A 26972-nucleotide genomic window follows, 5' to 3' on the forward strand; every position below is an offset into this window, starting at 1 on the left:
CCCAGAGGACGGCGGGTCGAAGGCGAGGACGCGTCGGCGGGATTGAGTACGCCGGTGTCCTTGGCGGTGCGCTTGAAGAGTTTCATGGAGCTCCTCGGGTCGTCCTGAAGGGCGGGTCTGCTCAGTGGCTGCCGGAGTGCCCGAAGCCGCCGGCGCCACGCTCGCTGCTGTCGAACTCGGTGACCAGCTCGAACTGCGCCTGGATCACCGGAACCAGCACCAGCTGGGCAATACGCTCGCCGATGGCGATGCTGAAGGCGCTCTGGCCGCGGTTCCAGCAGGACACCATCAACTCGCCCTGGTAGTCCGAATCGATCAGGCCGACCAGATTGCCCAGCACGATGCCGTGCTTGTGGCCCAGCCCCGAGCGCGGCAGCACCAGCGCCGCCAGAGCGGGGTCGGCGATATGGATCGACAGCCCCGTGGGGATCAGCAGGGTCTGGCCCGGCTCCAGGGTGGTATCAGCCTGCAGCATCGCGCGCAGGTCGAGGCCGGCGGAGCCGCTGGTGGCGTATTCGGGCAGGGGAAAATCCTGGCCAAGGCGAGGGTCGAGAATTTTTGCTTGGAGTTTGTGCATGGTGATCAGGCCTGCTGGAAACGGTCGGCGATAAAAGCGATCAACTGGCGGGCGATATGCCCCTTGCTGGCCTGGCTGAAGCGTGTCTGGTGCTGCTGGCGGTCGATGATCGTGACGGCGTTTTCTTCGCTGTTGAAACCGATGCCGGGGTTGGCGACATCGTTGGCGACGATCAGGTCGAGGTTCTTGTCGCGCAACTTGCGCGTGGCGTATTCCAGCAGGTTCTCGGTTTCAGCGGCGAAGCCGACGCTGAACGGGCGGTCTTCGCGTCCGGCCAGGGTGGCGAGAATATCGGGATTGCGCACCATCTGCAGGAGCATACCCTCGCCACTGCTGGGGTCTTTCTTCAATTTGTGCGGTGCGACCACTTCCGGTCGGTAATCGGCAACGGCAGCGGCGGCGATGAACAGGTCGCAGGGCATCGCCGCTTCGCAGGCGGCCAGCATGTCGCGGGCGCTGACCACATCGATGCGCTGCACGCGGTCGGGCGTCGGCAGGAAGACCGGTCCGGCCACCAGTGTCACGCGCGCACCGGCCTCGGCAGCCGCTTCGGCCAGGGCGAAGCCCATCTTGCCGGAGCTGTGATTGGTGATGTAGCGCACCGGGTCGATGTTTTCCTGGGTCGGTCCGGCGCTGATCAGCAGGTGCAGGCCGGTGAGCAGGCCGTTGTCGAAACAGTCGGCAGCGGCATGCGCCAGCTCATCGGCTTCGAGCATGCGCCCCATGCCGACGTCACCGCAGGCCTGGCTGCCCGAGCCGGGGCCGAACAGGCGGATGCCGCGCTGTTCCAGCAACTGGCGGTTGGCCTGGGTGGCCGGGTCGGCCCACATGGCCTGGTTCATCGCCGGCGCCAGGGCGACCGGTGCCTGGGTGGCCAGCACCAGGGTGGTCAGCAGATCGTTGGCCACGCCCTGGGCCAGGCGCGCCATGAGGTCGGCGGTGGCCGGCGCGATCAGCACCAGGTCGGCCCAGCGCGCCAGCTCGATATGTCCCATGGCGGCTTCTGCCGCCGGGTCGAGCAGGTCGAGATGGACCGGGTGCCCGGACAGCGCCTGCAGGGTCAGCGGGGTGATGAATTCGCGCCCGCCACTGGTCATCACGACCCGCACTTCTGCACCCTGATCACGGAGCCGGCGTACCAGCTCGGCACTCTTGTAGGCGGCAATGCCGCCACCCACGCCGAGGACGATGCGTTTACGATAAAGCCGCTGCATAGGCCTGCCTTGTTACGGTGTGAACTGGTTCCGGCAGAGGCCGGGTGCAGTCGATAAAAAGTCGACACGATATCACAGCGTTTACAGGGAATAGGGCACTTCTAAAAACGTAGGCGATGACAACGCAGGTAGTTTTTAGAGGTACTCAATAGGCGCTCGCTCGACAGGGAGGTGACATGAGCATTCGTGACTGGCCGGCGGCGGAACGGCCGCGGGAAAAACTTCTGGAGCAGGGCGCGGCTGCCTTGTCCGATGCGGAATTGCTGGCGATCTTTCTGCGTACCGGCGTGGCCGGCAAGAGCGCGGTGGATCTGGCGCGCCAGCTGCTTGGCGAGTTCGGCAGCCTGCGCACACTGCTGGAAAGCGATCTCGAACAATTCAGTGCGCACCTGGGGCTGGGCCCGGCCAAGTTCGCCCAGTTGCAGGCGGTGCTGGAGATGGGGCGGCGGCATCTGGCCGAACGCATCCGCCGCGACTCGGCACTGGAAAGTCCGCAGGCGGTGCGCGATTACCTCAAGGCGCGCCTGCGTCACGAGCCCCACGAGCTTTTCGCCTGTCTCTTCCTGGATTCCAAGCACCGCGTCCTGGCTTTCGAGGTGCTGTTTCACGGCACGATCGACGGCGCCAGCGTTTACCCCAGGCAAGTGGTCAAGCGTGCGCTGGCGCAGAATGCGGCGGCGGTGATCCTCACCCACAACCATCCCTCCGGCGTGGCCGAGCCGAGCCAGGCGGACCGGCAGCTGACGCGCAAACTGAGCGATGCGCTGGCGTTGATCGATGTGCGGGTGCTCGATCATTTCATCGTGGGTGATGGCGAGCCGCTGTCCATGGCCGAATACGGCTGGATGTGAGGCTGGGCGCGAAAAGCCTGTTTTCTGCTGGCCATTTGCGACCAAGGGACGATTGCCCATTGACGACGGAGATGAGTACAAGGGTTGACACCAAACAGAACAAGAGGCCGTCATGAGCCCTGCTTTCCGCCTTCATCCCAAGGCTTGCCTGTTGCATGCAATGACATTGCTGGGATTACTGATCCTTCATGGCTGGATGGTATTGCCGCTCCAGCTGCTGGCCCCCTTGCTGTTGCTGCTCGGCCTCTGGCCCTGGCTGATACCCTGGCGTACCCCGGCGGGCGAGGGGCAGGCCGCCGTTGAAGCCCAGGGCTTTGCCGAGCTGAGCAAGAACCTCTCGCGGCATACCTGTCACAACGCCTTGTCGGCGGCCCAGGTGTCCTTCAGTGCCGAGCAACTGGCCGCACGCCTGCACTCGCAGCTGGCGGCGATCAGCGAGATAGCCAATGGCGCCGAGGCGATGACCGTCACCGAACAGGACAGCGCCGCTCGTGCCCAGCAGGCACTGGAGGCCGCCGAAGCCGTGCGACGCAGCAGCGACACCGGTCGCAGCGAGCTGCAGCAGGCCATCGAACGCATGCAGCGACTCAGCGCGCAGACCGAGGCCAGTCGTGAGCTGCTCGACGGACTCTCGACACGCACCGAGGAGATCAGACAGATCACCGAGGTGATCCAGTCCATCGCCAGTCAGACCAATCTGCTCGCGCTCAACGCCGCCATCGAGGCCGCGCGTGCGGGTGAGACCGGTCGTGGTTTTGCGGTGGTGGCCGACGAGGTACGCAACCTGGCCGGGCGCACCAGTAGCGCTACCGAGGAAGTCGGGCGGATGGTCGGTGATATCCGCGCCCAGAGCGAGGCGGTGGTCAGCCATATCCAGAAACAGGCCAGCGAACTCGACGGGGCCGCTGCGCAGGTTGCCGGCACTGGTGTGCAGCTCACGGATATTGCCGAGCTGGCGGCCAGCGTTGAAACCCAGGTGGCGGAAATCACGGCAGGGACCGGCAGCAATCATGAGCGACTCGCACACCTGTTCACCGCGGTGGATCAGTTGCGTGCCGACGCGCTCGACAGCGAGAAACAGACCCGCCAGCTGGAACAGTCGGCGGAAAAGCTGGTCGGCCAGGCCGAGGCGGTCAGCGAACAGCTCGCCGAAGTGCAGCTAGACGACTATCACCAGCGTATCTTCGATCTGGCGCGTGAAGGGGCGGCGACCATCGGCGCGCGCTTCGAGGCAGACCTTGAGGCCGGCCGTCTGAGCGTCGAGGACCTCTTCGACCGTGACTACAAGGCGCAGCCGGGTACCGATCCGACGCGTTACCACACCCGTTTCGATCGCTATGCCGATGAAGTGCTGCCGGCAATCCAGGAGCCGCTGCTCGACCGCAACGATGCACTGGTCTATGCCATTGCCATCACCCCGGACGGCTATGTTCCGACCCACAACCGGGCGTTCAGTCAGCCGCCGGTAGGTGATCCTGTTGTGGACAGGGTCAAGAGCCGCAGCAAGCGCCTGTTCAATGACCGCACTGGCGGGCGCTGCGGCAGCCATCAGCGCAAGGTGCTGCTACAGACCTACAGCCGCGATACCGGTGAGCTGATGCATGATCTGTCGGTGCCGATCATGGTGCGCGGACGGCACTGGGGCGGCTTGCGTCTGGGCTATCGTCCCGAGCCGTGAGGCCTGGGACGAGGCAGCCACAGCGGTTTCAGTGGGTGAGTGTCATCCACTGGTCGCTGAGGCTGCGTGCGTGACGGTCGACCATGATCGGCGCGAATGCGCGTCCCGAGGCGGTATTGAAACTGTTGTTGCCGCTGTTCATGTCTGCGAGCGCGGTTTTGAGAAAGCTCCAGCGGGTTTTCAGCCTGGCCACGGCGGGATCGGCTTTGTCGTCCAGTGCGGCGAGCTGCTCGTCGATGGCGGGTACCAGCCGGCGTTCGTCCTGCCCCAGATAGGTTTCCGGTTGCTCGCGAGCGATCTCGAAGGAGCCGACATAGGCGCGACTCAGGTACTGTACCGTCAGATACTCCACCTTGGCTGGCAACTCGGCCTGGGTATCGGCGCCCTGCTGGTTGCGCACGGCGCTCAGGAAGTCGCGTAGCGCCTTGCTCATCTGCAGGGTCCAGCCCCAGGGCACGTCATCTTCCTCGTGGCCGAACCCGGCGCCTTCGCGAAGCCTGTCTTGCAGGACCTGATGCAGTGCACGTAGCGTGTCGTTCGTGCCGGGATAGTTTCTCAGGGCGGTGTTCAGGTCGGAAAGATCGCTTTCCAGACGTTTCAGATGAGCCTGCTGGAAGCCCTCTCCGCGATAGAGCAACAGGCTGCTGGTTGCCCGGTTGGCATGGACCTGCATGCTTTCCAGGGCCGTGAAGGTTTGAGCCTGGGCGGGATTGAGCAGGGCTGGCAGCCAGCCGATCAGCAGAACCAGCAGCCAGATCCATTTACGTGGGTGCATATCGCGCTCCTTTTTATTTTTATAGGCAAGCGCCGTCTCTGCGGCCTCAGCGCGCTAGCCTAGTCGGGCTGGTGGCATTCTGGTGTCACACTGGATAATGATTTGGGCGAGACGTCCGTTTGAGGCGCGAACTTGGCTGATATGCCATTAATGCTGGTTGTGGCGCCCTGCCTAGAGCATTCGCTCCAGGCCGATGATCCTGCTCAGCCAGGCACTGATGCGTCGCCAGGTGCCGCCGGGCTCGCGGGTGAGAACCCTTTGCTGACCCTCGTCTTCGGCGATCCAGGCCAGCCGTTTGGCGCCCTTGTGATCGACCAGACGAACTTCATAGCTCACCGTGGGTGATGTCCCTTCGAGCGTCAGCCGATGGACTGCGCCGGCCAGTTCGGGACTGTCGATCAGCACGCCGACCTCGGTATTCCACAGCACCGAGCGTGGATCGAAGTTCAGCGAGCCGAGGAAGACTTCCCGCTGGTCGAATACGGCGGCCTTGCTGTGCAGGCTGGATTCGGATTCGCCGAGCAGGTTGATGGACGTCTCCTGGTCCGGTTGCCGACGCAGCTCGAACAGCTGCACGCCGGCCTCCAGCAGCTGGATGCGGTAGGGTGCATAGCCGCCATGCACGACAGGTACATCGGTGGCCTCCAGGGAATTGGTGAGGATGCGAATGGTGACGCCGTTTTCGGCGTGCCGGCTGAGGTAGGCCACGCCGTCTGCGGTCGGCACGAAATAGGCCGAGATCAGCGTCATCTCATCGCTGACCGAATCCAGGCTGGGCTGCAGTTGGGTGGTCAGCAGCAGATGGGCGTCGGGAATGCCTGAGGCATTGATCTTTTCGGGGTGATCCCAAAGCGCCGCGCCGGGTGCCCAGATCAGATCGTCGAGCCATTGCTCCAGCTGCGGTTCCTGCAGTTCGGTCATCAGGCGCTGGTAGCGCGGCGTATCCTTCCCGCGCTCGGTCTGTAGATAGAGGGTGATCTGCTGGCGGGCCTCGCTCAGCTCCGTGGTTGTGGGCGGGCTGCGGAGAAACTGCTGGATGGGCACGCTGAGCGGGTGGTTCCAATACTGGTCGAAGCTGGTTGCCAGTTGCTCGGCGACCGGGCCGGCACTGAGCAGGTCGAGGTCGGTGAAGTTGAGGCCCTTGTCTATTTCGAAATACTCGTCGCCCAGGTTGCGTCCGCCGACGATCGCCAGGCTGCTGTCGGCGAGTATCAGTTTGTTGTGCATGCGTCGGTGTTGCTGTGAAAGGTTCAGCAGGCGGCCCAGGGAGCGGGTGACGAAATTGCTGCGACCTATATGCAGCGGATTGAAGACGTGGATGAAGATGTTCGGATGCGCGGCCAGGGTTGCGATCTGGTAGTCGTTGCCGTCGCTGGTGGTGTCGTCGAGCAGCACCCGCACGCGTACACCGCGATCGGCGGCATGCAGGAGTTCACCGACCAGTGCGCGGGTACTGAGGCCGTCGTGGACGATGTAGTACTGCACGTCGAGGCTGACTTCGGCGTGGCGAATCATCTTCATCCGCGCGGCGAAGGCTTCGGTGCTCGATGACAGCAGGCGAAAGCCGGAATGCCCCGCTGGCTGGCCGGCGGCAATGGTCTCGACCCTTCGTGTCAGCTCGGATGTCTGGTTGGGCAGCGAGGAAGACGGGGACAGTGGCGCGGCCTGTCCGGCACAGCCAGCCAGCAATAGCATCGCTGTCAGTGGCAGGCACCTGCGCAGGCAGGCAGACCACTGAAGAACAACATCGCGCAAACCTGGCGTTGAGGATGCCTGGTTAGGGGTCGCAGGCTTCACGAAGGACGCCGGATGCTGACGGGCGGCAACCGGGCTGTGCTTCTGTGGCTGCCTTTGCCTGAGATTGCCTGCAATGTTCAACGGCCTGTCAGTCCCTTACGGTTGTCGATGTTTTCTTCGCGGCTTGTTAGACGTCAGCGAGACGGCGGAATTCAGAGCTGATCCCTGAGCCGATACCAGAGCATGCCGAGGGCCAGCAGCGGCGAGCGCAGCAGGCGACCGCCGGGGAAGGTCGGGTGCGGCACCCTGGCGAACAGGTCGAAGCGACCGTCGAGCTGCCCGCTAATGGCTTCGCCGAGCAAACGACCGGCCAGGTGCGTGGCGTTCAGGCCATGGCCGGCGTAGGCCTGGGCGAAGTAGACGTTGGGCTGTTCGGCGAGCCGGCCGATCTGCGGCAGGCGGTTGGCGCCGATGCCGATCATCCCGCCCCACTGATAGTCGATGTCGACGCTCGCCAGTTGCGGGAACACCTCGAGCATCTTCGGTCGCATGTAGGCGGTGATGTCGCTGGGGTCGCGTCCCGAGTAGTGGCAGGCACCGCCGAACAGCAGCCGGCGGTCTGCCGAGAGGCGAAAGTAGTCCAGCGCCACGCGCTGATCGCAGACGGCGCTGTTCAGCGGCAGCAGTTCCCGGCAGAGCGCTTCGGGCAGCGGCTCGGTGGCGATGATGTAGCTGCCGGCGGGCAGCACCTTGCCCGCCAGCTGCGGATGCAACTGGCCGAGATAGGCATTGCAGGCGAGCACCAGCTGCCGGGCGCGTACCGTGCCGGTTGCGGTGCGAACGCGAATCTCGGCGCCGTAGTCGATCCGTTCGGCGGCGGAATGTTCGTACAGACGCACGCCCAGCGTCTGCGCCACGGCGGCTTCGCCCAGGGCCAGGTTGAGGGGGTGCAGATGGCCCGAGCCGGGGTCGAACAGCCCGCCCAGGTAGCGCTCAGAGCCAATCACTTCGTGGAGGTCGGCCTTGGCGATCTGTCGCAACGGATGGGGGTAGCCGAGGCGCTGGAGGTCGGCGTACTCCTCCTCGAAGTTGTCCAGGTGTCGCGGTTTGGTCGCCAGGTCGCAGTAGCCCCAGGTCAGATCGCAGTCGATGCCGTAGCGCTCGATGCGCTGGCGGACGATCTCGACGGCCTCGAAGCCCATGCGCTTGAACGCGTCCACGCCGTCTTCGCCGATCACCGGGGCGAACTGCTCGACGTCGTGGCCCACTCCGCGAATCAGCTGGCCGCCGTTGCGACCACTGGCGCCCCAGCCGATACGCCGTGCCTCGAGCAGGACCACCGACAGGCCGTGCTCGGCCAGTTCGATCGCGGTATTGAGCCCGGTGAAACCGCCGCCGACGATGCAGACATCGGCCGTCTGCTCACCCTCCAGGCGAGGCAGCTCGAGCGGTCGGTTGATGCTGGCGGCGTAATAGGAGGCCGGGTGATCTTCGCTATGAATGGCGGCTTGGCGGGCGCGCATGAAAGGCTCCTGGATGAATGGCGTGGCAGAAGGGTAGACCGGTCGCTGGCCAGGGAGCAAAGAACACCCTGTTCGACCTAATCCGGTACCGGCATTTCCAGCGATTCCTTGACTTCTTCCATGACGATATAGCTCTTGGATTCGCGCACATGGGGCAGCTTGAGCAGGATGTCGCCGAGCAGCTTGCGGTACGAGGCCATTTCCGAAATGCGCGCCTTGATCAAGTAGTCGAAATCGCCGGAGACCAGGTGACATTCGAGGACGTGGGGCAGTTTGAGCACCGCGCGGCGGAACTCCTCGAAGATATCGCCGGACTTGTACGCCAGGCTGATTTCCACGAATACCAGCAGCCCGCCCTTGAGGTGGTGCGGATTCAGGCGCGCCGAATAGCCCATGATGATGCCTTCGCGCTCCAGGCGGCGCACGCGCTCGGTGCAGGGCGTGGTGGACAGTCCGATGCGTTCGCCCAGTTCGGTGAACGGCATGCGCCCTTCGGCCTGCAGCAAGCGAAGGATCTGGCGGTCGATCCTGTCCAGTTCGCGGCGTACCTGGTGCCGGGTTCGCATAGGTGTATTACCTCAGGGAAAAGCGTTATCGACGTGAATAAAGCGCAAAGATAGCTGCTTATATAGTGAATTTCACCAGGCGAGCCTTCCTATACTCCCTTTCAATAGCGTATCCCGAAGAAGCTCGTCGAACGGGTGGGAGGTTGCAATGCGTGTACTGATTCTCGGTGGTGGCGTGATCGGCACCACCAGTGCCTACTATCTGGCCCGCGCCGGATTCGAAGTGGTGGTGGTGGACCGTCAGCCGGCCGTGGCGATGGAAACCAGCTTCGCCAACGCCGGGCAGGTTTCCCCCGGCTATGCCTCGCCCTGGGCCGCGCCGGGCGTGCCGTTGAAAGCCATCAAGTGGCTGATGCAGCGGCACGCGCCGCTGGCCATCAAGCTCACCGGCGACATCCGCCAATACCTGTGGATGGCACAGATGCTGCGCAACTGCACGGCGGCGCGCTATGCAGTGAACAAGGAGCGCATGGTGCGGCTGTCCGAGTACAGCCGCGACTGCCTCGACGAGCTGCGTGCCGAAACCGGGATCGATTATGAGGGGCGCCAACTGGGCACCACGCAATTGTTCCGCACCCAGGCACAGCTGGATGCGGCGGCCAAGGACATCGCCGTGCTCGAGGCCTCGGGCGTGCCCTACGAGCTGCTCGATCGCGTCGGCATCGCCCGTGCCGAACCGGCGCTGGCGCGGGTCTCGGACAAACTCAGCGGCGCCCTGCGTCTGCCCAACGACCAGACCGGCGATTGCCAGATGTTCACCACGCGCCTGGCCGAGATGGCGCGCGGGCTGGGCGTCGAGTTCCGTTTCGAGCAGAACATCCAGCGCCTCGAATACGCCGGCGATCGCCTTTCCGGCGTGTGGATCGACGGCAAGCTGGAAAAGGCCGACCGCTACGTGCTCGCGCTGGGCAGCTACAGCGCCGACATGCTCGAGCCGCTCGGCCTGCGCGCCCCGGTGTACCCCCTCAAGGGCTACTCGCTCACGGTGCCGATCAGCGATGCGGCGATGGCGCCGGTGTCCACGGTGCTGGACGAGACCTACAAGGTCGCCATCACCCGCTTCGACCAGCGCATCCGTGTCGGCGGCATGGCCGAGATCGCCGGCCATGACCTGTCGCTCGATCCGCGTCGGCGCGCCACCCTGGCCATGGTGGTCAGCGATCTGTTCCCGCTGGGCGGCGATCCCGCCACGGCGGAGCTCTGGACCGGCCTGCGCCCGGCGACTCCGGACGGAACGCCGATCGTCGGCGCGACATCCTATCGCAACCTGTTTCTCAACACCGGACACGGTACCCTTGGCTGGACCATGGCCTGCGGTTCGGGGCGTCTGCTGGCCGACCTGCTGTTATCCAGGCGGCCGCAGATCAGCACCGAGGGACTGGACATCTTCCGCTATGGCAAGCACAAGGAGGCTGGCAAGCATGCCCATCCGGCGTCTGCACACTGAAACCCGTTACAGCGAGGCGGTCATACACGCCGGCGCGGTCTATCTGTCCGGCCAACTGGCCGATGATCTCGAGGGCGACATCCACCAGCAGACCCGCGAGACGCTCGCCAGCATCGAGCGCTTGCTGGCGGAGGTCGGCAGCGACAAGTCGCGGCTGCTGTCGGCGACCATACATCTGCGCGACATGGCCGATTACGCAGGGATGAACGAAGTCTGGGATGCCTGGCTCCCTGCGGGAGCCGCACCGGCGCGCACCGCGGTGCAGGCGCTGATGTACCGGCCGCAAGTGCGTGTGGAGATCACCGTGGTGGCCGCCATGCCCGACCTGGCCGGACCGGTGCTCTAGGCGCCGCAATCCCGCATAGTGTGGACAACGGGGCAGCCTTGCCCATCGTGGTGGTGGATAAGCCGCAAGCGGCGTTATCCACCCTACGGCATCATGCCCATCCGGAGTGCCCGGAAAATCGCACCAGCGTGTTGTAAATACTGAACGCCATTGCCATCATTAGCGCCCTCATCGCTTCGCTCTTGAAAGGGGGCTCCCGTATTGGACGTCGGCGTTCGACTGCAAACCATTCGCAAGCTCAAGGGCCTGTCCCAGCGTGAACTCGCCAAGCGTGCGGGCGTCACCAACAGCACCATTTCCATGATCGAGAAGAACAGCGTCAGCCCTTCGATCAGCTCGTTGAAGAAGGTCCTGGGCGGCATTCCCATGTCGCTGGTGGAGTTCTTTTCCCCGGATGGCGATCAGGACAGCGATACCCAGGTCGTCTACAAGGCCGGTGAGCTGATCGACATCTCCGACGGTGCAGTGAGCATGAAACTGGTAGGCAAGGCGCATCCGAGCAGGGCCATCGCCTTTCTCGACGAAACCTATCCGCCCGGCACCGACACCGGCGAGGAGATGCTCGCGCATCAGGGCGAGGAGGCCGGCCTGCTGGTGGAGGGGCGTCTGGAGTTGACCGTGAACGGCCAGGTCCATGTGCTGGAAACCGGCGACAGCTACTACTTCGAAAGCAGCAAACCCCATCGTTTTCGCAATCCGTTCGGCGAGCCGGCGCGCCTGATCAGCGCCACCACGCCCGCGAATTTCTGATGGGCGAGTCGCAGGCCGATGCCCGGCATGCTTGCGACATAAGGGTTGTTTCGGCAGGCCCGGCTTGCCGCTATACTAGCCGCCGCTCGCGTACCGTGGCCGCGAGCGTATCAAGCCACATGAGGGGATAAGGTGAACCTGATTAAGAAGATCCTGGTAGCGCAGACTGCCGTAGTAGCCCTGTGGGCAATGAGCGCTCAGGCTGCGACCGATGAAGCCATCGCCGAGCGTCTCAAGCCGGTTGGTGAAGTCTGTATTCAAGGCGAAGAATGCGCGGCGGCGGGTGCCGGTGCCGTGGCTGCCGCTGGCGGCACTGCCCGTAGCGGTGAAGAGGTCTATGGCAAGTTCTGTACCGCATGTCATGGCAGCGGGCTGCTCAATGCGCCCAAGACCGGCGATGCCGCCGCCTGGAAAGGCCGCGCGGACGCGGCTGGCGGCCTGGACGGCCTGCTCAAGCACGCCATCAGCGGTATCAACGCCATGCCGCCGAAGGGTACTTGCGCGGACTGCTCGGACGACGAGCTGAAGAGCGCGATCCAGCACATGTCCGGTCTCTGATCGGATAATCCGCGTCATCGCAAAGCCGCCTTCGGGCGGCTTTGTCGTATCTGCGGGAGCAAAGCTGCGACCTGTCGGTCCGATGTCTCGAAGCCTGTGGCCACCGAACCCGTGGTCTGCGCCGTCACGAGAGGTCGTCATGTCCAGTTCCGCGCCGCAACCTGAACAGCTGCATTTCGCCAGCGACGGGCGCACTCCCAACAGTCCGCACCCGGTACTGATCTATCGCCAGCTGCCGCTGAGCGATGCAGATATCGCCGCCGCCTTCGAGCGGTTGTTCGCCAGCCATTTATGGCCGGCGCAGTGGCGGGGCAGTGTCTATGACTACCACCATTACCACTCCACCGCCCATGAGGTGCTCGGCGTGTCTCGCGGCTGGGCGCGGCTGGTGCTGGGTGGCGAACAGGGGCGGGAATTCGAGCTGCGGGCGGGCGATGCCCTGGTGCTACCGGCCGGAACCGGCCATTGTGGCGTTCAGGCAAGTGCCGATTTTCAGGTCGTGGCGGGCTATCCGCCGGACCAGCGCTACGACCTGCTGCGTCCAGATGAATGCAGCCACGATGCGGCGCGTGAGCGCATCGCCCGGGTCGGCGTGCCGATCAGCGATCCGCTGACCGGCACACAAGGGGCGCTGGTGACGCTCTGGCGTGAAGGTGTCGCGGTCAGTCGATGAACTGAACCTGACCGTCGTGCAGCGATTGAACCCGCGCCAGCGACTCGACGCGAAAGCCGGCTTCTTCCAGCTCCTGGCGCCCGACCTGGAAGGACTTCTCGATCACGATACCCAGCCCGGCGATGCTGGCACCGGCCTGCTGGATGATGGCGATCAGGCCCTTGGCGGCTTTGCCGTTGGCCAGGAAGTCATCGATGATCAGCACGCGGTCGTGGTCCGACAGGTGATTGGTGGAGATCGCGATGGTGCTTTCCACCTGCTTGGTGAAGGAATACACCGAGGCGGTCAGCAGATGATCGGTCATGGTCAGCGACTGGTGCTTGCGGGCGAAGATCACCGGCACACCCAGCTCCAGTCCGGCCATGATCGCCGGAGCGATACCGGAGGCTTCGATGGTGACGATCTTGGTGATGCCCTCGTCGCGAAAGCGGCGGGCGAACTCCTCACCGATCTGCTTCATCAGCAGGGGGTCGATCTGATGGTTCAGGAAAGCGTCGACCTTGAGTACCCGGTCGGAGAGTACGACACCTTCACTGCGAATTTTCTGTTTCAGCTGTTCCACGAACGCGCTACCTCAAGCGAACCCCACGGGACAGACTTCGGAAACCCTTTGACCCGATACGCAGTGACGCGGCAGGCAACGCGCCGTGGAACGGGGCGTGCAGGCTGCCGTGAAATGGTGATGGCGAGCGTTGGAGCTTTCCGTGAGTCCGGAAAGCCGCGCATTCTCGCTCAATTTCCCCTCCAAATTCAAAGGCTGCTGCAGTCCGTTTCGCCGTTCGGACGAGCGGCCGCCCGGTCAGGGGCACCCGGTGCCGTTGAATCGGCGCACTGCTGGCGGGCCGCCCGGGCGGAACTATCGGCATCGTCAGCCGAACAGTTGTTGCTTGCAGCGTAGCCAGCGGTAGCCGTAACCCGACAGGCGCAGCCTCAGTGGATGTCCCTCGGGTTGTTCGTAATCGCTGTCGGCGAGGATATCGACCAGTTGCTCCAGGTCCTTGTCGTGGATTTCGACGGTGACTTCCTCGTCCGCCAGGTTCACCAGCATCAGTACCGTCGAATCGGCATCGTGGCGAATGGCGAATACCGATGGCACCCCGACATCCACCGGGCAGGCCTTGCCTTCGCCGATTTCGCGCAGGCCGATACGGCTGCGGATCATGTTGCCGGTCTTGGCCAGCAGCGAATCATCGCGCAGGGTCTGGGCGTAGACGTTCAGCGTGCGGTAGCTGAACGGACCTTCGTCGATCGGCTCGACCACCAGTCTGTCGGTTTCGGCGCAGGAAAAGCCGGCGTTCACTTCGTTGGACCATTGCATCGGCGTGCGCACGGCCAGCCGCTCGGGCCGCGACAGGTCCTCGCCCATGCCGATTTCCTCGCCGTAGCGGATGATCGGTGTGCCGGGCAGGGAGAACAGCAGCGCATGCGCCATCGCCAGGCGGTGTTCGTCGCCTTCCAGCATGGGCGCCAGTCGCCGACGAATGCCGCGGTTGTAGGCGCGCATGTCGGGATCGGGGGCGAAGGCCTGCATCACCTCCTCGCGTTCTTCCTCGGTCAGACGCTCCAGGTCCAGCTCGTCATGGTTGCGTATCCAGGTGGCGTATTGCGCGCGGCGGGGCGGCGTCGGCTGTTCGGTCAGTGAACGCGTCAGGGGGCTGGCGTCGCTGCGGGCCAGCGCCAGGAAATAGTGATTGTTGGCCCAGAAGTTCAGCAGCAGGGTGAGCCGGTCGCCATCGCCGAAGTAGTCGGCGTAGTGCTCCGGCTCCACGTCCACCTCGCCCAGCAGCACGGCTTCGGGGCGGCGCAGGGAAACGAAGTCGCGGAAATGTTCGAGCAACCAGTAGCCCTTGGCGCTGTCGCCTTCGCCGGCCTGTTCGATCAGGTGCGAGGCGGCATCGACGCGGAAGCCGGAAACCCCCAGGCGCAGCCAGAACGCCATGATCCGCTCGATCTCCTCGACCACTCGCGGGTTGGCCAGGTTCAGGTCCGGCTCGTGCTTGTAGAACAGGTGTCGGTAGTACTGGCCGGCTTCCTCGTCCCAGGTCCAGACGCTGTCCTCGATGGTGGGGAAAATCGGCTCGATGCTGTCGTCCGGCTCGTCGGCCCAGAGGTAGTAGTCGCGGAAGGGCGAATGGCGGTCGCGTCGCGCCTCCTGGAACCAGCGATGCTCGATGGAGGTGTGCTGCACCACCAGCTCGATGATTACGTGCAGGCCGAGCTCTTCGGCCTTTTCCAGCAGGTTGACCACGTCGGCCAAGTCGCCGAAACGCGGGTCGACCTGCAGGTGATCGCTGACGTCGTAGCCGGCGTCCTCGAAGGGCGAGCGATAGAAGGGCATCAGCCAGATGGCGGTGGCGCCGAGGCCGCGCACGTAGTCCAGGCGTTCGGTGACGCCGCGCAGATCGCCGCAGCCGTCGCCGTCGTGGTCGCGGAAGAGGGTCGGGTCGATCTGGTAGATCACGGCGTTTCGGTACCAGAAGGGGCGCATGTCAGGCTTCCTGTGGACAGAGAATGAGGGCCTGGCCGGCCGCGAGTTCGCCGCTGTAGGGCTGTTCTTCGCCGACCCCATCGCTGGCGATCTGCACCTGCCAGTGGCCGTTGATCGGGCAGACGTGGGGCTTGTCGGCGAAGTTGATGCAGACGATTCGCTCGTCGGCGCCGTGCCGGCGGCGGTAGGCCAGCACTTCGGGGTGCGAACGCAGTTCTTCCCAGCTGCCGTTGGTCAGCGCCGGGCTGGCCTTGCGTGCGGCGATCAGCCGGCGGTAGAGGTCGAAGGTCGAGTTGGCGGCGCCCACCTGGCGCTCCGCGGCCAACTCGTCTGCATCCGGCGGGAACGGTAGCCAGGGTTCCTTGCCGGACCAGCCGTGGGGCGGTTCGGCCAGCCAGGGCAGCGGCGCCCGGCAGCCGTCGCGGTTGCCCGGGTCGACCCGGTCTTCGGCGTCGATCTGCGCATCCTCCAGGCCCAGTTCCTCGCCCTGGTAGATGAAGGGCGTGCCGCGCAGCGTCAGCAGCATCACGGCCGCGGCCCGGGCGCTGCGCAGCGACCCGTGGTAGCGGCTGCGCTGGCGGCTGTTGTCATGGTTGGACAGCACCCAGGTGGGCCAGGCGCCGGCGGGCGCCAGCAGCAGTTCGACATCACGGATGCAGGTGCGAAACATCACCGGCTCCCAGGGCGCGTCCAGCGGCGCGAAGTTGAACGACATGTGCAGCTCGTCGCCGGCCCCGTAGTACTGCAGCACCCGTTCGGTGGAGCGGATGTTCACCTCACCGACCAGCACGCGTTCGCCGGGGTAGCTGTCGACCACCCGGCGTATCCCGCGCAGCACCTCGTGGCTGTAGGGCTGGTCGTTGAAGTTGGCCAGCGGTTCGCCGGCCAGGCAGCGCGGATCGTCGGCGAAGCTCGGGTCCTTGCCGGTGCAGTGGATGACGTCGATGCGAAAGCCATCCACGCCGCGATCCAGCCAGAAACGCAATACGCCGTGCATCGCCTCGACCACTTCGGGGTTGCGCCAGTTCAGGTCCGGTTGCTGCGGCAGGAACAGGTGTAGGTAGTATTGCTGGGTGCCTTCGTCCCAGGTCCAGGCGCCGCCGGCGTTCAGCTGTGCGCGCCAGTTGTTCGGCTGGTCGCGCCAGACGTACCAGTCGCGTTTGGGGTTGTCGCGCGCGCTGCGCGATTCGAGGAACCAGGGATGCTGGTCCGAGGTGTGGTTGGGCACGAAATCCAGCAGCAGGCGCATGCCGCGTGCGTGCACCGCGCTGATCAGGCGGTCGATGTCATCCAGCGAGCCGAACAGCGGGTCGACATCGCAGTAATCGCTGATGTCGTAACCGGCATCCAGCATCGGCGAGCGGAAGATCGGCGACAGCCAGACGGCGTCGATGCCCAGCTGCTGCAAGTGGTCGAGGTGGCGCAGTACGCCGTTGAGATCGCCGATGCCGTCGCCGTTGCTGTCGGCAAAGGAGCGCGGGTAGATCTGGTAGATGGTCGCGCCTTTCCACCACGGATGATCGCTCGAGTCGCGCATGCTGGGCTCCCGTATCGTCGATGTGCCTGCGCCGCTGCGTGCAGCCTGTCTGCCTTGTGACTTGCAGCGAGGCGAGGAGGTTCGCGAGTTCCTTGATCCGCGTCGGATCGAAGTGAACGTCGTGGTCCATACTCCGCCTAAGACAGGGTCGGTCGAAGCGGTGCGCGCCTCGGCGGACCTCAGCCACGAACCCAGGAGACCGCCATGTTACGTATTGCTATCAATGGTTATGGCCGTATCGGTCGAGCCGTATTGCGCGCCCTGTTCGAGCGCAATCTGGAAAACCAGATTCGTATCGAGGCGATTAACGACCTCAGTGATCAGGCGGCGATGGCCCATCTGACCCGCTTCGACAGCACCTTCGGACGCTTCCATGGCCAGGTCGACCTGCACGAGGATGTGCTGCAGATCCGCGGTCAGTCGATCCGCCTGCTGCAGGAGCGCGACCCCTCGCAATTGCCCTGGAAGCAGCTCGGTGTCGACGTGGTGCTGGAGTGCTCGGGCAAGTTCAAGACCCGCGCGCTGGCCGAGCAGCACCTGCAGGCCGGCGCCAGCCGGGTATTCGCTTCACATCCGCTGGATGGCGCCGACCTGACCGTGGTCTATGGCGTCAACCATGAGCTGCTGGGCAGCCAGCGGGTGGTATCCAACGCTTCCTGCACCACCAACTGCCTGGCGCCGCTGGCCAAGGTGCTGCACGAGTCGGTGGGTATCCGCCAAGGCTTGCTCAACACCGTGCATGCCTACACCAATGACCAGAACCTGCTGGACAAGGCGCACAAGGACCTCTACCGCGCCCGTGCCGCGGCGCTGTCGATGATTCCCTCTACCACCGGCGCGGCCAAGGCCATCGGCCTGGTGCTGCCGGAACTGGCCGGGCGGCTGGATGGCCTGTCGGTGCGGGTGCCGACGCCGAACGTCTCGCTGGTGGACCTGACCTTCACCGCTGAGCGACCGCCCGCCAGTGTCGAAGCGTTGAATCAGGTGCTGGTGGAGGGCGCGCGCAAGCTGCCGCTGGGCGTGATGGAGTGCAATGACCGCCCGCTGGTTTCCAGCGACTTCAACGGTTATCCGGCCTCCTGTGTCGCCGATCTCAGCCATACCCGGGTACAGGGCGATCTGATCAAGGTGCTGGCCTGGTATGACAACGAGTGGGCGTTTTCCAATCGCATGCTTGACGTGCTGCTGGGCTGGAACGATCTGCGAACGGCTGAATGAGATAAAAAGTCTCGATTTGAGTTGACGAGACTCTCGGGTAACCCTACTCTCCGAAAATGATAATGAGACTTTAAGTCTCAAAACAAGAAGCTGTCGCCTTGAGAAAAAAACCAGGCAGCCTTTTTCGGAGAGATTTCATGAGTCATCGCATCGTTCTACCGCGTCTGATGGAAGTGGGCGCCGGCGCCAGCCAGCAGCTCGCCGTCGTGTTGCGCAACCTGGGCTGCAACCGCCCCTTGATCGTCACCGACCGTATGATGGTCGAGCTCGGCTATGTCGCCCGCCTGGCCGAACAACTGGAACAGGCGGGCATCGCCAGCCGATGCTTCGCCGATACCGAGCCCGAGCCCAGCGCCGCTTCGATCCGAGCCGGCGTGCGGATGGTCCGCGAGGGCGATTTCGACTCCATCGTCGCCCTCGGGGGCGGCAGCCCCATCGACTCGGCCAAGGCCATCGGCATCCTCGGCAAGTTCGGCGGCGAGATGCGCGACTACCGCTTTCCGCGCGACGTCAGCGACGCCGGGCTGCCGCTGATCGCCATCCCCACCACCGCCGGCACTGGTTCCGAGGTGACGCGCTTCACCATCATCACCGACGAGACCAGCGACGAGAAAATGCTCTGCGCCGGCCTCGGCTTCATGCCCGTCGCCGCGTTGATCGACTACGAGCTGACCCTCTCGCTGCCGCCACGGGTGACCGCCGACACCGGCATCGACGCCCTGACCCACGCCATCGAGGCCTACGTCAGCCGCAAGGCCAGCCTCTACAGCGACGCCCAGGCACTGGAAGCGATGCGCCTGCTGGCGCCGAACCTGCGCAGCGCCTTCCACGAGCCGCGCAACCTGGCCGCGCGCGAGGCGATGATGCTCGGCGCGACCCTGGCCGGCATCGCCTTCTCCAACGCCTCGGTGGCGCTGGTGCATGGTATGAGCCGGCCCATCGGTGCCTTCTTCCATGTGCCCCACGGCTTGTCCAACGCCATGTTGCTGCCGGCGGTCACCGCGTTCTCGATTCCGGCGGCACCCGAGCGCTACGCCGATTGCGCCCGCGCCATGGGCGTGGCCGGCGAGGGCGACAGCACTGAAACGGCCAACGACAAGCTGCTGAGCGAACTGCGCACACTGAACCAGGAGCTGCAGGTGCCGAGCCCCGCGCAGTTCGGTATCACCCGCGAACGCTTCTTCGAGCTGCGCGAAACCATGGCGCGGCAGGCGCTGGCATCCGGCTCGCCAGGCAACAATCCGCGCGTACCTACCGAAGCGGAAATCATCGACCTCTACGAAACCGTCTGGAACCAGGAGTGACCCTATGCAGACCCTCGGCAACCTGATCGACAACGAGGCCGTCGCTGGCCGTTCCGAGCGCCACGCGACCGTCTACAACCCGGCCACCGGCGAGCCGCGCCTGCAGGTTTCGCTGTCCTCGGCGGATGACACCCGCGAGGCCATCGGCGCCGCCCAGGCGGCGTTCGAGGGCTGGGCGAAAACCCCGCCGCTGGTGCGCGCGCGGGTCATGTTCCGCTTCAAGGCGCTGCTCGAAGCGCGTCGCGATGATGTGGCCCGGCTGATCACCAGTGAGCACGGCAAGGTCTTCTCCGATGCTCAGGGTGAGGTCACGCGCGGGCTGGAAGTGGTCGAATTCGCCTGCGGCATTCCGCACCTGCTCAAGGGCGAGTTTTCCTCCAACGTCGGTCGCGACATCGATTCCAACTCGCTGATGCAGCCGTTGGGTGTCTGCGTCGGCATCACCCCGTTCAACTTCCCGGCCATGGTGCCGCTGTGGATGGTTCCGGTGGCCATCGCCTGCGGTAATACCTTCGTCCTCAAGCCGTCGGAGAAGGACCCGAGCGCGACCATGCTGATCGGCGAACTGCTGGCCGAAGCCGGGTTGCCGGCTGGCGTGCTGAACATCGTCAATGGCGACAAGGAAGCGGTGGACGTACTGCTGACTGACGAGCGCGTGCAGTCGGTGAGTTTCGTCGGCTCGACGCCGATCGCCGAGTACATCTACAAGACCGCCTCGGCCAACGGCAAGCGCTGCCAGGCCCTGGGCGGGGCGAAGAACCATATGGTGATCATGCCCGACGCCGACCCGCAGCAGGTGGTCAGCTCGCTGATGGGCGCGGCCTACGGCTCGGCGGGCGAGCGCTGCATGGCGATCTCGGTGGCCGTGTGCGTCGGCGACGAGGTGGCGGACAAGCTGGTCGGCATGCTCAGGGACGAGATCGGCCAGATGCGCACCGGCCCCGGCCTGGGCGTCGAGCCCGAGCCGCAGATGGGGCCGCTGATCACCCGCGAGCATCAGCAGAAGGTGTCCGGCTATATCGACCTCGGTGTGGAGGAGGGCGCGACCCTGGTCTGCGATGGTCGCGGCATCGAGGTCGAAGGCTACGAGAACGGTTTCTACGTTGGCCCGACGCTGTTCGATCACGTGACGCCGCAGATGCGCATCTACCAGGAGGAAATCTTCGGTCCGGTTCTGGTTGTGGTCCGCGTCGATTCGTTCGACGAGGCGCTGCAGCTGGTCAATGACCATGAATACGGCAACGGCACCTCGATCTTCACCCGCGACGGCGATACTGCGCGGCAGTTCGAGGAAAACGTTCAGGTCGGTATGGTCGGCGTCAACGTACCGATCCCGGTGCCCATGGCCTTCCATTGCTTCGGCGGCTGGAAGCGCTCGATCTTCGGCCCGCTGAACATGCACGGCCCGGATGGCGTGCGCTTCTTCACCCGGATGAAGACCGTGACCCGGCGCTGGCCCACTGGCATCCGCGCCGGTGCCGAGTTCGCCATGCCGACGATGAAGTAGCGATGCGCTTTCGTGGGAGCGAATTCATTCGCGAATGAAGCGGCTCGAATCTTCGCTGAATTGATTAAACTTCGCCGCCCTTCGGGGCGGCTCCTTATTACTCACTCACCGCAAGCGGGCAGCGATCAATGCGCAATACTCCCCGTGAAAAAGGCTCCTCCATCACCCGTGTGCTGGAAATCATCGAAGCCGTGGCCGCTGCCAAAGACCCGCTGACGCCGACCGCACTGGCGGAAAAACTGGATATCCCCAAGGCCAGCGCCCATCGTCTGGTGCAGACGCTGGAGAGCGAAGGCTTCCTGCAGTTCGGCCTGCGTGGCGGGCTGCTGCCGGGCGAGCGTCTGCATGCGACGGCGGTGAACATTCTCAACAGTGGCCGGCACAAGGCGCTGCGCCAGGCGATTCTGCGCGAGCTGTCCGAGGAAATCGGCGAGACCTGCGGGCTGTCCGTGCCCGATGGGCTGGACATGCTCTATTTCGACCGGGTGCAGACCAACTGGCCGCTGCAGATCAACCTGCCCATCGGCAGCCATACCCCGCTCTGGTGTACCGCCAGTGGCAAACTCTACCTCGCCTCGCTGGCGTCCGAACAGCTGGAGCGGGTACTGCCGCGCCTGCCGATCCAGCAACTGGCGCGCAACACCCTCACCGACCTCAGCGCCCTGCGTGACGACCTCGCCCGCGTGCGCGAGGAAGACCTGGGCACCGATTCGGAAGAGTTCATCGACGGCATGGTCGCCTGCGCGGTGCCGGTGCGCGACGCCCAGGGTCGGCTGCTGGCCTGCCTGTTCAGCCACGCGCCGGTGATCCGCTGCTCGATGGAACGCCTGCTGGGCTTCGCGCCACGCCTGCGCGCGGCGGCTAAGGAGCTGGAAAAAATCGTCGGTGGATAGGGGCCGCCGCAAGCGGCAAACCGACTCTCGGATCGGCAAGAGATTGCCGCTGTGAAGTGCTTCTTCCGGTCATATCCATAGCGTCGGCTACAAGTATGCATAGGTCATGCACCGACAGAGGCCTTCATTGGCAAGGCTGATAACCCAGTGAGTTACAAGGAGCACTTGAGAGGTCTGCCGAGCCCCTTGTGGGAGCGGACTTGTCCGCGAAGAGATGCCCGAACCATCAGCGCGGTTCCATCACCCCTCACACCCCGTCATCCCCGCGAACGCGGGGATCCAGTGCCTGTCATACCCCGCACCACGCTGGGCTCCCGCATTCGCGGGAGTGACGAGGTTGGTTTCCGTTAGGCCTGCGTATCGCTTCTCGGCCAAGGCCCTCCCACAAAAGCAGGCGTATTGCACTGGCATATAGCGGGGCATGGTCATGAGTAATAAGTATGACTTTTAGTGGCCTGGCTCTTGCTTGAGCCTTGGCATTAGCAGTGCTTATGGAACGTTCTACGTATTGGAAAGGGCAGGGGAAATCATGCTTATCAGCAATGTGCATTCGGCAATGCAGGGTGCCTATACGAGCCAGAGCCGCGCAAGAGTCATGGAGCCTGCCCCAAGGGCTCAAGACAACAATGTCCAACGAGCAGACAGCGTAACGATATCCGATACGGCCAGACAGGCCGCCAGTGCCGAAGGCGTTATACCCGCTGTGCAGGATGGCACTTCCATGGGGCATTCACTGGAGATGTACCAGGTGCCAGGCTGGCGCGCCGAATATATGTTTCAAGTACCGGGCAAGCTGGGTGTCGGGGCCAACTGGTTCGCTGAAAAATATCCCCAGGCCGCATCCACTTCGATAGCCGAGCGCAGTGAGTATGCCGAACTTGTCCAGGGACATTACCAGGCGGTGCTTGAAGCCAATGGTATCCAGGGAGTAGAGGCGCACTACCAGGCAACGATTCTTGACCAGGACTTCAGCGAGTCCCTGCGTCAGCAGATGAAAGAGCTGGTGCTCAAGGATGACAGGCTGCTTGAGCTGATGGCGAAAATGGGCAAGTCTGTTTCGTAAAGCTTGGCTATTCAGCGCCCGGCTTTTCCCTGCGTCAGCGCTTGAGCATCGCCCGCATCGCCGCCAGCGCGTCGTTGCCGCGTGCGGCCTTCACTTCCACCGGCGCGTCTTCCTGGCCTTCCCACTCCAGGTCTTCGGGCGGCAGCTCGTCGAGGAAGCGGCTGGGCATGCATTCGATGATTTCGCCGTACTGCTTGCGCTTGGCGGCGAAGGTCATGGCCAGGTTCTGCCGCGCACGGGTGATGCCGACGTAGGCCAGGCGGCGTTCTTCCTCGATGGTGTCGGCCTCGATGCTGGAGCGGTGCGGGAGGATTTCCTCTTCCACGCCCATGATGAACACGTAGGGGAATTCCAGGCCCTTGGACGCGTGCAGGGTCATCATCTGCACGCCCTCGGCGCCTTCTTCCTCTTCCTGCTGGCGTTCGAGCATGTCGCGCAGCACCAGCTTGGCGATGGCTTCCTCGATGGTCATCTCGCCTTCTTCGTCGCGCTCCAGGGTGTTCTTCAGCGCGTCGATGAGGAACCAGACGTTGCTCATGCGGAAGTCCGCGGCCTTGTCGCTGGAGGTCTGCGAGCGCACCCAGGTCTCGTAGTCGATGTCCATGACCATGCTGCGCAGGGCGGCGATGGGATCGTTCTGTGCGCACTGCTGGCGCAGGTTGTCCATGTAGCGCTTGAAGCGCGACAGGCGGTCGGTGAAGCGGCTGTCCATCAGCTCGCCGAGGCCGATTTCGTCGCAGGCGGCGTACATGGAAATCTTGCGCGCGGTGGCGTAGTTGCCGAGCTTTTCCAGCGTGGTGGAGCCGATTTCCCGGCGCGGCACGTTGATCACCCGCAGGAAGGCGTTGTCGTCGTCCGGGTTGACCAGCAGGCGGAAGTAGCTCATCAGGTCCTTCACTTCCTGACGACCGAAGAAGCTGGTGCCGCCGGACAGTCGATAGGGAATCTGGTGGTGCTGCAGCTTCAGCTCGATCAGCTTGGCCTGGTAGTTGCCGCGATAGAGGATGGCGAAATCGCTGTAGGGCCGCTCGGTCTTGAGGTGCAGCGTGAGGATTTCCATCGCCACGCGCTCGGCCTCGGCTTCCTCGTTGCGGCAGCGGATCACGCGGATCGGGTCGCCGTGGCCCATTTCCGACCACAGTTGCTTCTCGAAGGCGTGCGGGTTGTTGGCGATCAGCACGTTGGCGCATTTGAGGATGCGGCTGGTGGAGCGGTAGTTCTGCTCCAGCATCACCACCTTCAGCGAAGGAAAGTCGTCCTTCAGTTGCATCAGGTTTTCCGGTCGCGCGCCGCGCCAGGCATAGATCGACTGGTCGTCGTCGCCGACCACGGTGAAGTGCGCGCGCTCCTGCACCAGCAGTTTCACCAGCAGGTACTGGCTGGCGTTGGTGTCCTGGTATTCGTCCACCAGCATGTAGCGGACCTTGTTGCGCCACTTCTCCAGCACCTCGGGGTGGTCTTGGAAGAGCTTCACCGGCTGCATGATCAGGTCGTCGAAATCCACCGCGTTGTACGCCTTGAGCGTGCGCTGGTAGTGGGTGTAGACGATGGCGGCGGTCTGCTCCTTGGGGTTGCGTGCTTCGCTCAGGGCCTGCTCGGGCGTGATCAGGTCGTTCTTCCAGCTGCCGATGTAGTGCTTGATCTCGTCGACGCCATCATCGCCGGCGTATTCCTTCTGCATGATGTCGGTCAGCAGGGTCTTGATATCGCCTTCGTCGAAGATCGAGAAACCGGGCTTATAGCCGAGTTTCGCGTACTCCTTGCGGATGATGTTCAGGCCCAGGTTGTGGAAGGTCGAGACGGTCAGCCCGCGTCCTTCGCCGCCGCGCAGCAGGCTGCTGACGCGCTCCTTCATCTCGCGCGCGGCCTTGTTGGTGAAGGTCACGGCGACGATGTATTGCGCGCGGATGCCGCACTGCTGGATCAGGTAGGCGATCTTGCGGGTGATCACGCTGGTCTTGCCGGAGCCGGCGCCGGCGAGCACCAGCATGGGGCCGCCGACGTAGTTCACGGCTTCCTGCTGCCGGGGATTGAGTCGGGACATGGTCGTTCGGGTTGTTGAAGGCGGGGCGGGAGTTTAGCAGGGCTGCGCGGCCAATACCGGGCGAGGATTCAGCAGCGGCAATCGGTCGTCAGGTGCGGCATGGTTGCTGGAGGCTGGAGGCTGGAGGCTGAACGAAAAAGCATGGGGATTCGCTTTTGCTCCTTCGTCCAGCCTCCAGCGCTTTTCGCCTCCAGCCCGCTTTACCTCACCATATGCAGGTAATGCATGTGCTTCTCGTATTGATCGAGGATGTCGCCGATCACGCCTTCGCGACTCCAGCCCATGACGTCGTAGTCCTGGCCGCCTTCCTTGAGATGGACTTCGGCGCGGAAGTACTTGCGCTCGCCCGGTTCGTCCTCGTCGCTGCCGGGCACGAAGCTGGGCATGGCGTAGGCGCGCGGACGCACCTCGTAGATGAAGTCGGGCTCGCCTTCGTGGACGATCTCGATGCGGATGCGGCGGTCCTCGCCTTCGCTGACCGTCACGTCATAGCCCTGCTTGCGCATTTCCACGGCGACGTCCTCGCAGGCTGGCCGGACCACTTCGGCGATGAAGCGCGTCACATGGGAGCGGCGTGGGAACATCATCAGGTTGCGCAGGCGGCGCTGCCAGTCGCTGTAGGCCCGTGGCGTGGCCGGCGACGTGGTGATGGCCTGATAACGCAGGGTCTGTTTGGTGGCATCCAGGCGCAGCGCCTTGAGCAGGCCCCACATCGAACACAGCAGCGCGATGGTGAAGGGCAGGGCGCTGGCGATGGTGGCGGTCTGCAGCGCGGTCAGGCCATCGGCCAGCAGCAGGGCAACGGCCACGGCGCCCATCGAACCGGCCCAGAAGATGCGCTGCCAGACCGGCGTGCCTTCCTGGCCGCCGGAGGCGAGCATGTCCACCACCAGCGCACCGGAGTCCGCCGAGGTGACGAAGAACACCACCACCATGATGATCGCCACCAGCGACAGTACGGAGGCGAACGGAAAGTGTTCGAGGAAGGCGAACAGCGCCAGCGAGCTGTCGCGGTCGATGGCTTCGCCCAGGCTGGTCACGTGCTCCCAGAGGATCATGTGGATGGCGGTGTCGCCGAACACCGTCATCCACAACAGGGTGAAGGCAGTGGGCACCAGCAACACGCCGCTGACGAATTCGCGGATCGTCCGGCCTCGGGAAATGCGTGCGATGAACAGGCCGACGAAGGGCGACCAGGCCAGCCACCAGCCCCAGTAGAACAGCGTCCAGCCGCCGATCCAGTCGTTCGGTTCGTAGGCGTAGAGGTTGAAGGTGGCGGTGACGATCTGCGAGAGGTAGTTGCCGGTGTTCTGCACGAAGGTCTGCAGGATGAACACCGTCGGCCCGACGACCAGTACCAGCAGCATCAACAGCACGGCGAGCGTCAGGTTTAGCTCGGAAAGCCGCCGTACGCCCTTGTCCAGGCCGGTGACCACCGAAATGGTCGCCAGGGCCGTGGTGGCGATGATGAGCACGATCTGCACCGGCACCGAGATGGGCAGGCCATACAGATGATTGAGACCGGTGTTGATCTGGGTGACGCCGACCCCCAGCGAGGTGGCGACGCCGAGCACCGTGCCGATGATGGCGAAGATGTCCACCGAATGGCCGATGGGGCCGTGGATGCGCTCGCCGATCAACGGATAGAGCGCCGAACGCAGGGTCAGCGGCAGGCCATGGCGGTAGGCGAAATAGGCCAGGATCATCGCCACGATGGCGTAGATCGCCCAGGCATGCAGGCCCCAGTGGAAGAAGGTGATCTTCATCGCCTCGCGGGCGGCGGCAACGGTGCCGCCTTCGCCGGTGGGGGGCGAGATGAAATGCATCACCGGCTCGGCGACGCCGAAGAACATCAGGCCGATGCCCATGCCGGCGGAAAACAGCATGGCGAACCAGGTCAGGCTGCTGTAGTCGGGCTCGCTATGATCGGGGCCGAGCTTGATGTCGCCGTAGCGGCTCAAGGCGACCAGCACCACCATCAGCAGGATGATCGCCACCGTGAGGATATACAGCCAGCTGAGGTTGGAAATGATCCAGGCCTGCACCTGGCCGAACAGTCCTTGCGCGTGCGAAGGGAAGATGACGCTGTACAGTACCAGCGCCAGAATCAATACCGCCGAGCCGTAGAAAACCGGCGGATTGATGGTGGAAGGGGAAGACTTGTTGGCCTCCATGCTGCGCTCCTTGATTGCTTATTGGGGAGTGGCCGCCTGTGGCGAAGGG

At 64.2% G+C, this 26972-nt stretch carries 23 protein-coding genes; 12 read left to right on the top strand and 11 right to left on the bottom strand.

From position 1 onward, the window contains the following. Positions 1-121: 121 nt before the first annotated feature. Both dut and coaBC read right to left on the bottom strand, forming a co-directional pair. Positions 122-577 (bottom strand): dUTP diphosphatase, encoded by a 456-nt coding sequence (gene dut, locus ACYCFC_RS18540; protein WP_181082778.1) that lies wholly within the window; start codon positions 575-577, stop codon positions 122-124. 5 nt (positions 578-582) lie between these two features. Next, positions 583-1791 (bottom strand): bifunctional phosphopantothenoylcysteine decarboxylase/phosphopantothenate--cysteine ligase CoaBC, encoded by a 1209-nt coding sequence (coaBC, locus tag ACYCFC_RS18545; protein ID WP_459652533.1) that lies wholly within the window; start codon positions 1789-1791, stop codon positions 583-585. A gap of 176 nt (positions 1792-1967) precedes the next feature. Between coaBC and radC the strand changes: the two genes are divergently transcribed. Both radC and ACYCFC_RS18555 read left to right on the top strand, forming a co-directional pair. Continuing rightward, on the top strand, positions 1968-2642 hold the full coding sequence (radC, locus tag ACYCFC_RS18550; protein ID WP_181082780.1) for a RadC family protein: 675 nt from the start codon (positions 1968-1970) through the stop codon (positions 2640-2642). Between the two features lie 112 nt (positions 2643-2754). After that, positions 2755-4320: a methyl-accepting chemotaxis protein gene (locus ACYCFC_RS18555; protein WP_459652534.1), complete on the top strand. Its 1566-nt coding sequence runs from the start codon at positions 2755-2757 to the stop codon at positions 4318-4320. 28 nt (positions 4321-4348) lie between these two features. On the opposite strand, the gene ACYCFC_RS18560 is transcribed toward ACYCFC_RS18555, so the two are convergent. The 4 genes from ACYCFC_RS18560 to ACYCFC_RS18575 all read right to left on the bottom strand — a co-directional run bounded on the left by ACYCFC_RS18560 (position 4349) and on the right by ACYCFC_RS18575 (position 8921). Continuing rightward, positions 4349-5095, bottom strand: a complete 747-nt coding sequence (locus ACYCFC_RS18560) for a hypothetical protein (protein WP_181082782.1) — start codon at positions 5093-5095, stop codon at positions 4349-4351. Between the two features lie 171 nt (positions 5096-5266). Next, positions 5267-6817 carry a phospholipase D family protein gene (locus ACYCFC_RS18565; RefSeq protein ID WP_459654029.1) on the bottom strand — a complete coding sequence of 517 codons (1551 nt, stop codon included), beginning with the start codon at positions 6815-6817 and terminating at the stop codon, positions 5267-5269. A gap of 227 nt (positions 6818-7044) precedes the next feature. After that, positions 7045-8355 (bottom strand): NAD(P)/FAD-dependent oxidoreductase, encoded by a 1311-nt coding sequence (locus ACYCFC_RS18570; protein WP_459652535.1) that lies wholly within the window; start codon positions 8353-8355, stop codon positions 7045-7047. Positions 8356-8432: 77 nt separating this feature from the next. Beyond that, positions 8433-8921 (bottom strand): Lrp/AsnC ligand binding domain-containing protein, encoded by a 489-nt coding sequence (locus ACYCFC_RS18575; RefSeq protein ID WP_014851363.1) that lies wholly within the window; start codon positions 8919-8921, stop codon positions 8433-8435. 148 nt (positions 8922-9069) lie between these two features. Here ACYCFC_RS18575 and dadA point away from each other — a divergent pair, with 148 nt between their 5' ends. From dadA to ACYCFC_RS18600, 5 genes are all read left to right on the top strand, one after another. Next, a complete protein-coding gene (dadA, locus tag ACYCFC_RS18580) occupies positions 9070-10368 on the top strand; it encodes a D-amino acid dehydrogenase (protein ID WP_459652536.1) in 1299 nt (432 codons plus the stop codon). Further along, entirely contained in the window at positions 10343-10714 is a 372-nt protein-coding gene (locus tag ACYCFC_RS18585; protein WP_058074301.1) for a RidA family protein, read from the top strand. The genes dadA and ACYCFC_RS18585 overlap by 26 nt, the downstream gene beginning before the upstream one ends. Before the next feature lie 201 nt (positions 10715-10915). After that, positions 10916-11464, top strand: coding sequence for a cupin domain-containing protein (locus ACYCFC_RS18590; protein WP_014851366.1), 549 nt, complete (start codon positions 10916-10918; stop codon positions 11462-11464). A gap of 132 nt (positions 11465-11596) precedes the next feature. Further along, positions 11597-12022: a c-type cytochrome gene (locus tag ACYCFC_RS18595; RefSeq protein WP_459652537.1), complete on the top strand. Its 426-nt coding sequence runs from the start codon at positions 11597-11599 to the stop codon at positions 12020-12022. A 139-nt stretch (positions 12023-12161) separates the two neighbouring features. Further along, entirely contained in the window at positions 12162-12695 is a 534-nt protein-coding gene (locus tag ACYCFC_RS18600; protein WP_253162393.1) for a DNA-binding protein, read from the top strand. On the opposite strand, the gene xpt is transcribed toward ACYCFC_RS18600, so the two are convergent. From xpt to ACYCFC_RS18615, 3 genes are all read right to left on the bottom strand, one after another. Beyond that, positions 12685-13257 (bottom strand): xanthine phosphoribosyltransferase, encoded by a 573-nt coding sequence (xpt, locus tag ACYCFC_RS18605; RefSeq protein WP_253162392.1) that lies wholly within the window; start codon positions 13255-13257, stop codon positions 12685-12687. The genes ACYCFC_RS18600 and xpt overlap by 11 nt on opposite strands. Positions 13258-13563: 306 nt before the next feature. Then, positions 13564-15183 (bottom strand): alpha-amylase family protein, encoded by a 1620-nt coding sequence (locus ACYCFC_RS18610; protein WP_253162391.1) that lies wholly within the window; start codon positions 15181-15183, stop codon positions 13564-13566. A gap of 1 nt (position 15184) precedes the next feature. Beyond that, on the bottom strand, positions 15185-16720 hold the full coding sequence (locus ACYCFC_RS18615; protein WP_459652538.1) for an alpha-amylase family glycosyl hydrolase: 1536 nt from the start codon (positions 16718-16720) through the stop codon (positions 15185-15187). Between the two features lie 204 nt (positions 16721-16924). On the opposite strand from ACYCFC_RS18615, the gene gap reads away from it, so the two are divergent. The 5 genes from gap (at position 16925) to ACYCFC_RS18640 (ending at position 22705) form a co-directional block, all read left to right on the top strand. After that, positions 16925-17938 (top strand): type I glyceraldehyde-3-phosphate dehydrogenase, encoded by a 1014-nt coding sequence (gap, locus tag ACYCFC_RS18620; RefSeq protein WP_459652539.1) that lies wholly within the window; start codon positions 16925-16927, stop codon positions 17936-17938. Positions 17939-18075: 137 nt separating this feature from the next. After that, complete coding sequence (locus ACYCFC_RS18625; RefSeq protein WP_459652540.1) at positions 18076-19242, top strand: iron-containing alcohol dehydrogenase; 1167 nt, start codon at positions 18076-18078, stop codon at positions 19240-19242. Between the two features lie 4 nt (positions 19243-19246). Further along, complete coding sequence (locus tag ACYCFC_RS18630) at positions 19247-20749, top strand: CoA-acylating methylmalonate-semialdehyde dehydrogenase (RefSeq protein ID WP_459652541.1); 1503 nt, start codon at positions 19247-19249, stop codon at positions 20747-20749. Between the two features lie 128 nt (positions 20750-20877). Next, positions 20878-21642 (top strand): IclR family transcriptional regulator, encoded by a 765-nt coding sequence (locus ACYCFC_RS18635; RefSeq protein WP_459652542.1) that lies wholly within the window; start codon positions 20878-20880, stop codon positions 21640-21642. Positions 21643-22171: 529 nt separating this feature from the next. Beyond that, positions 22172-22705 (top strand): hypothetical protein, encoded by a 534-nt coding sequence (locus tag ACYCFC_RS18640; RefSeq protein WP_459652543.1) that lies wholly within the window; start codon positions 22172-22174, stop codon positions 22703-22705. Positions 22706-22739: 34 nt separating this feature from the next. On the opposite strand, the gene rep is transcribed toward ACYCFC_RS18640, so the two are convergent. Next, positions 22740-24749, bottom strand: a complete 2010-nt coding sequence (gene rep / locus ACYCFC_RS18645) for a DNA helicase Rep (protein ID WP_459652544.1) — start codon at positions 24747-24749, stop codon at positions 22740-22742. Positions 24750-24949: 200 nt separating this feature from the next. Further along, complete coding sequence (locus ACYCFC_RS18650; protein ID WP_181082797.1) at positions 24950-26923, bottom strand: BCCT family transporter; 1974 nt, start codon at positions 26921-26923, stop codon at positions 24950-24952. Positions 26924-26972: the final 49 nt, after the last annotated feature.

Source organism: Stutzerimonas sp. NM35 (assembly GCF_054604355.1).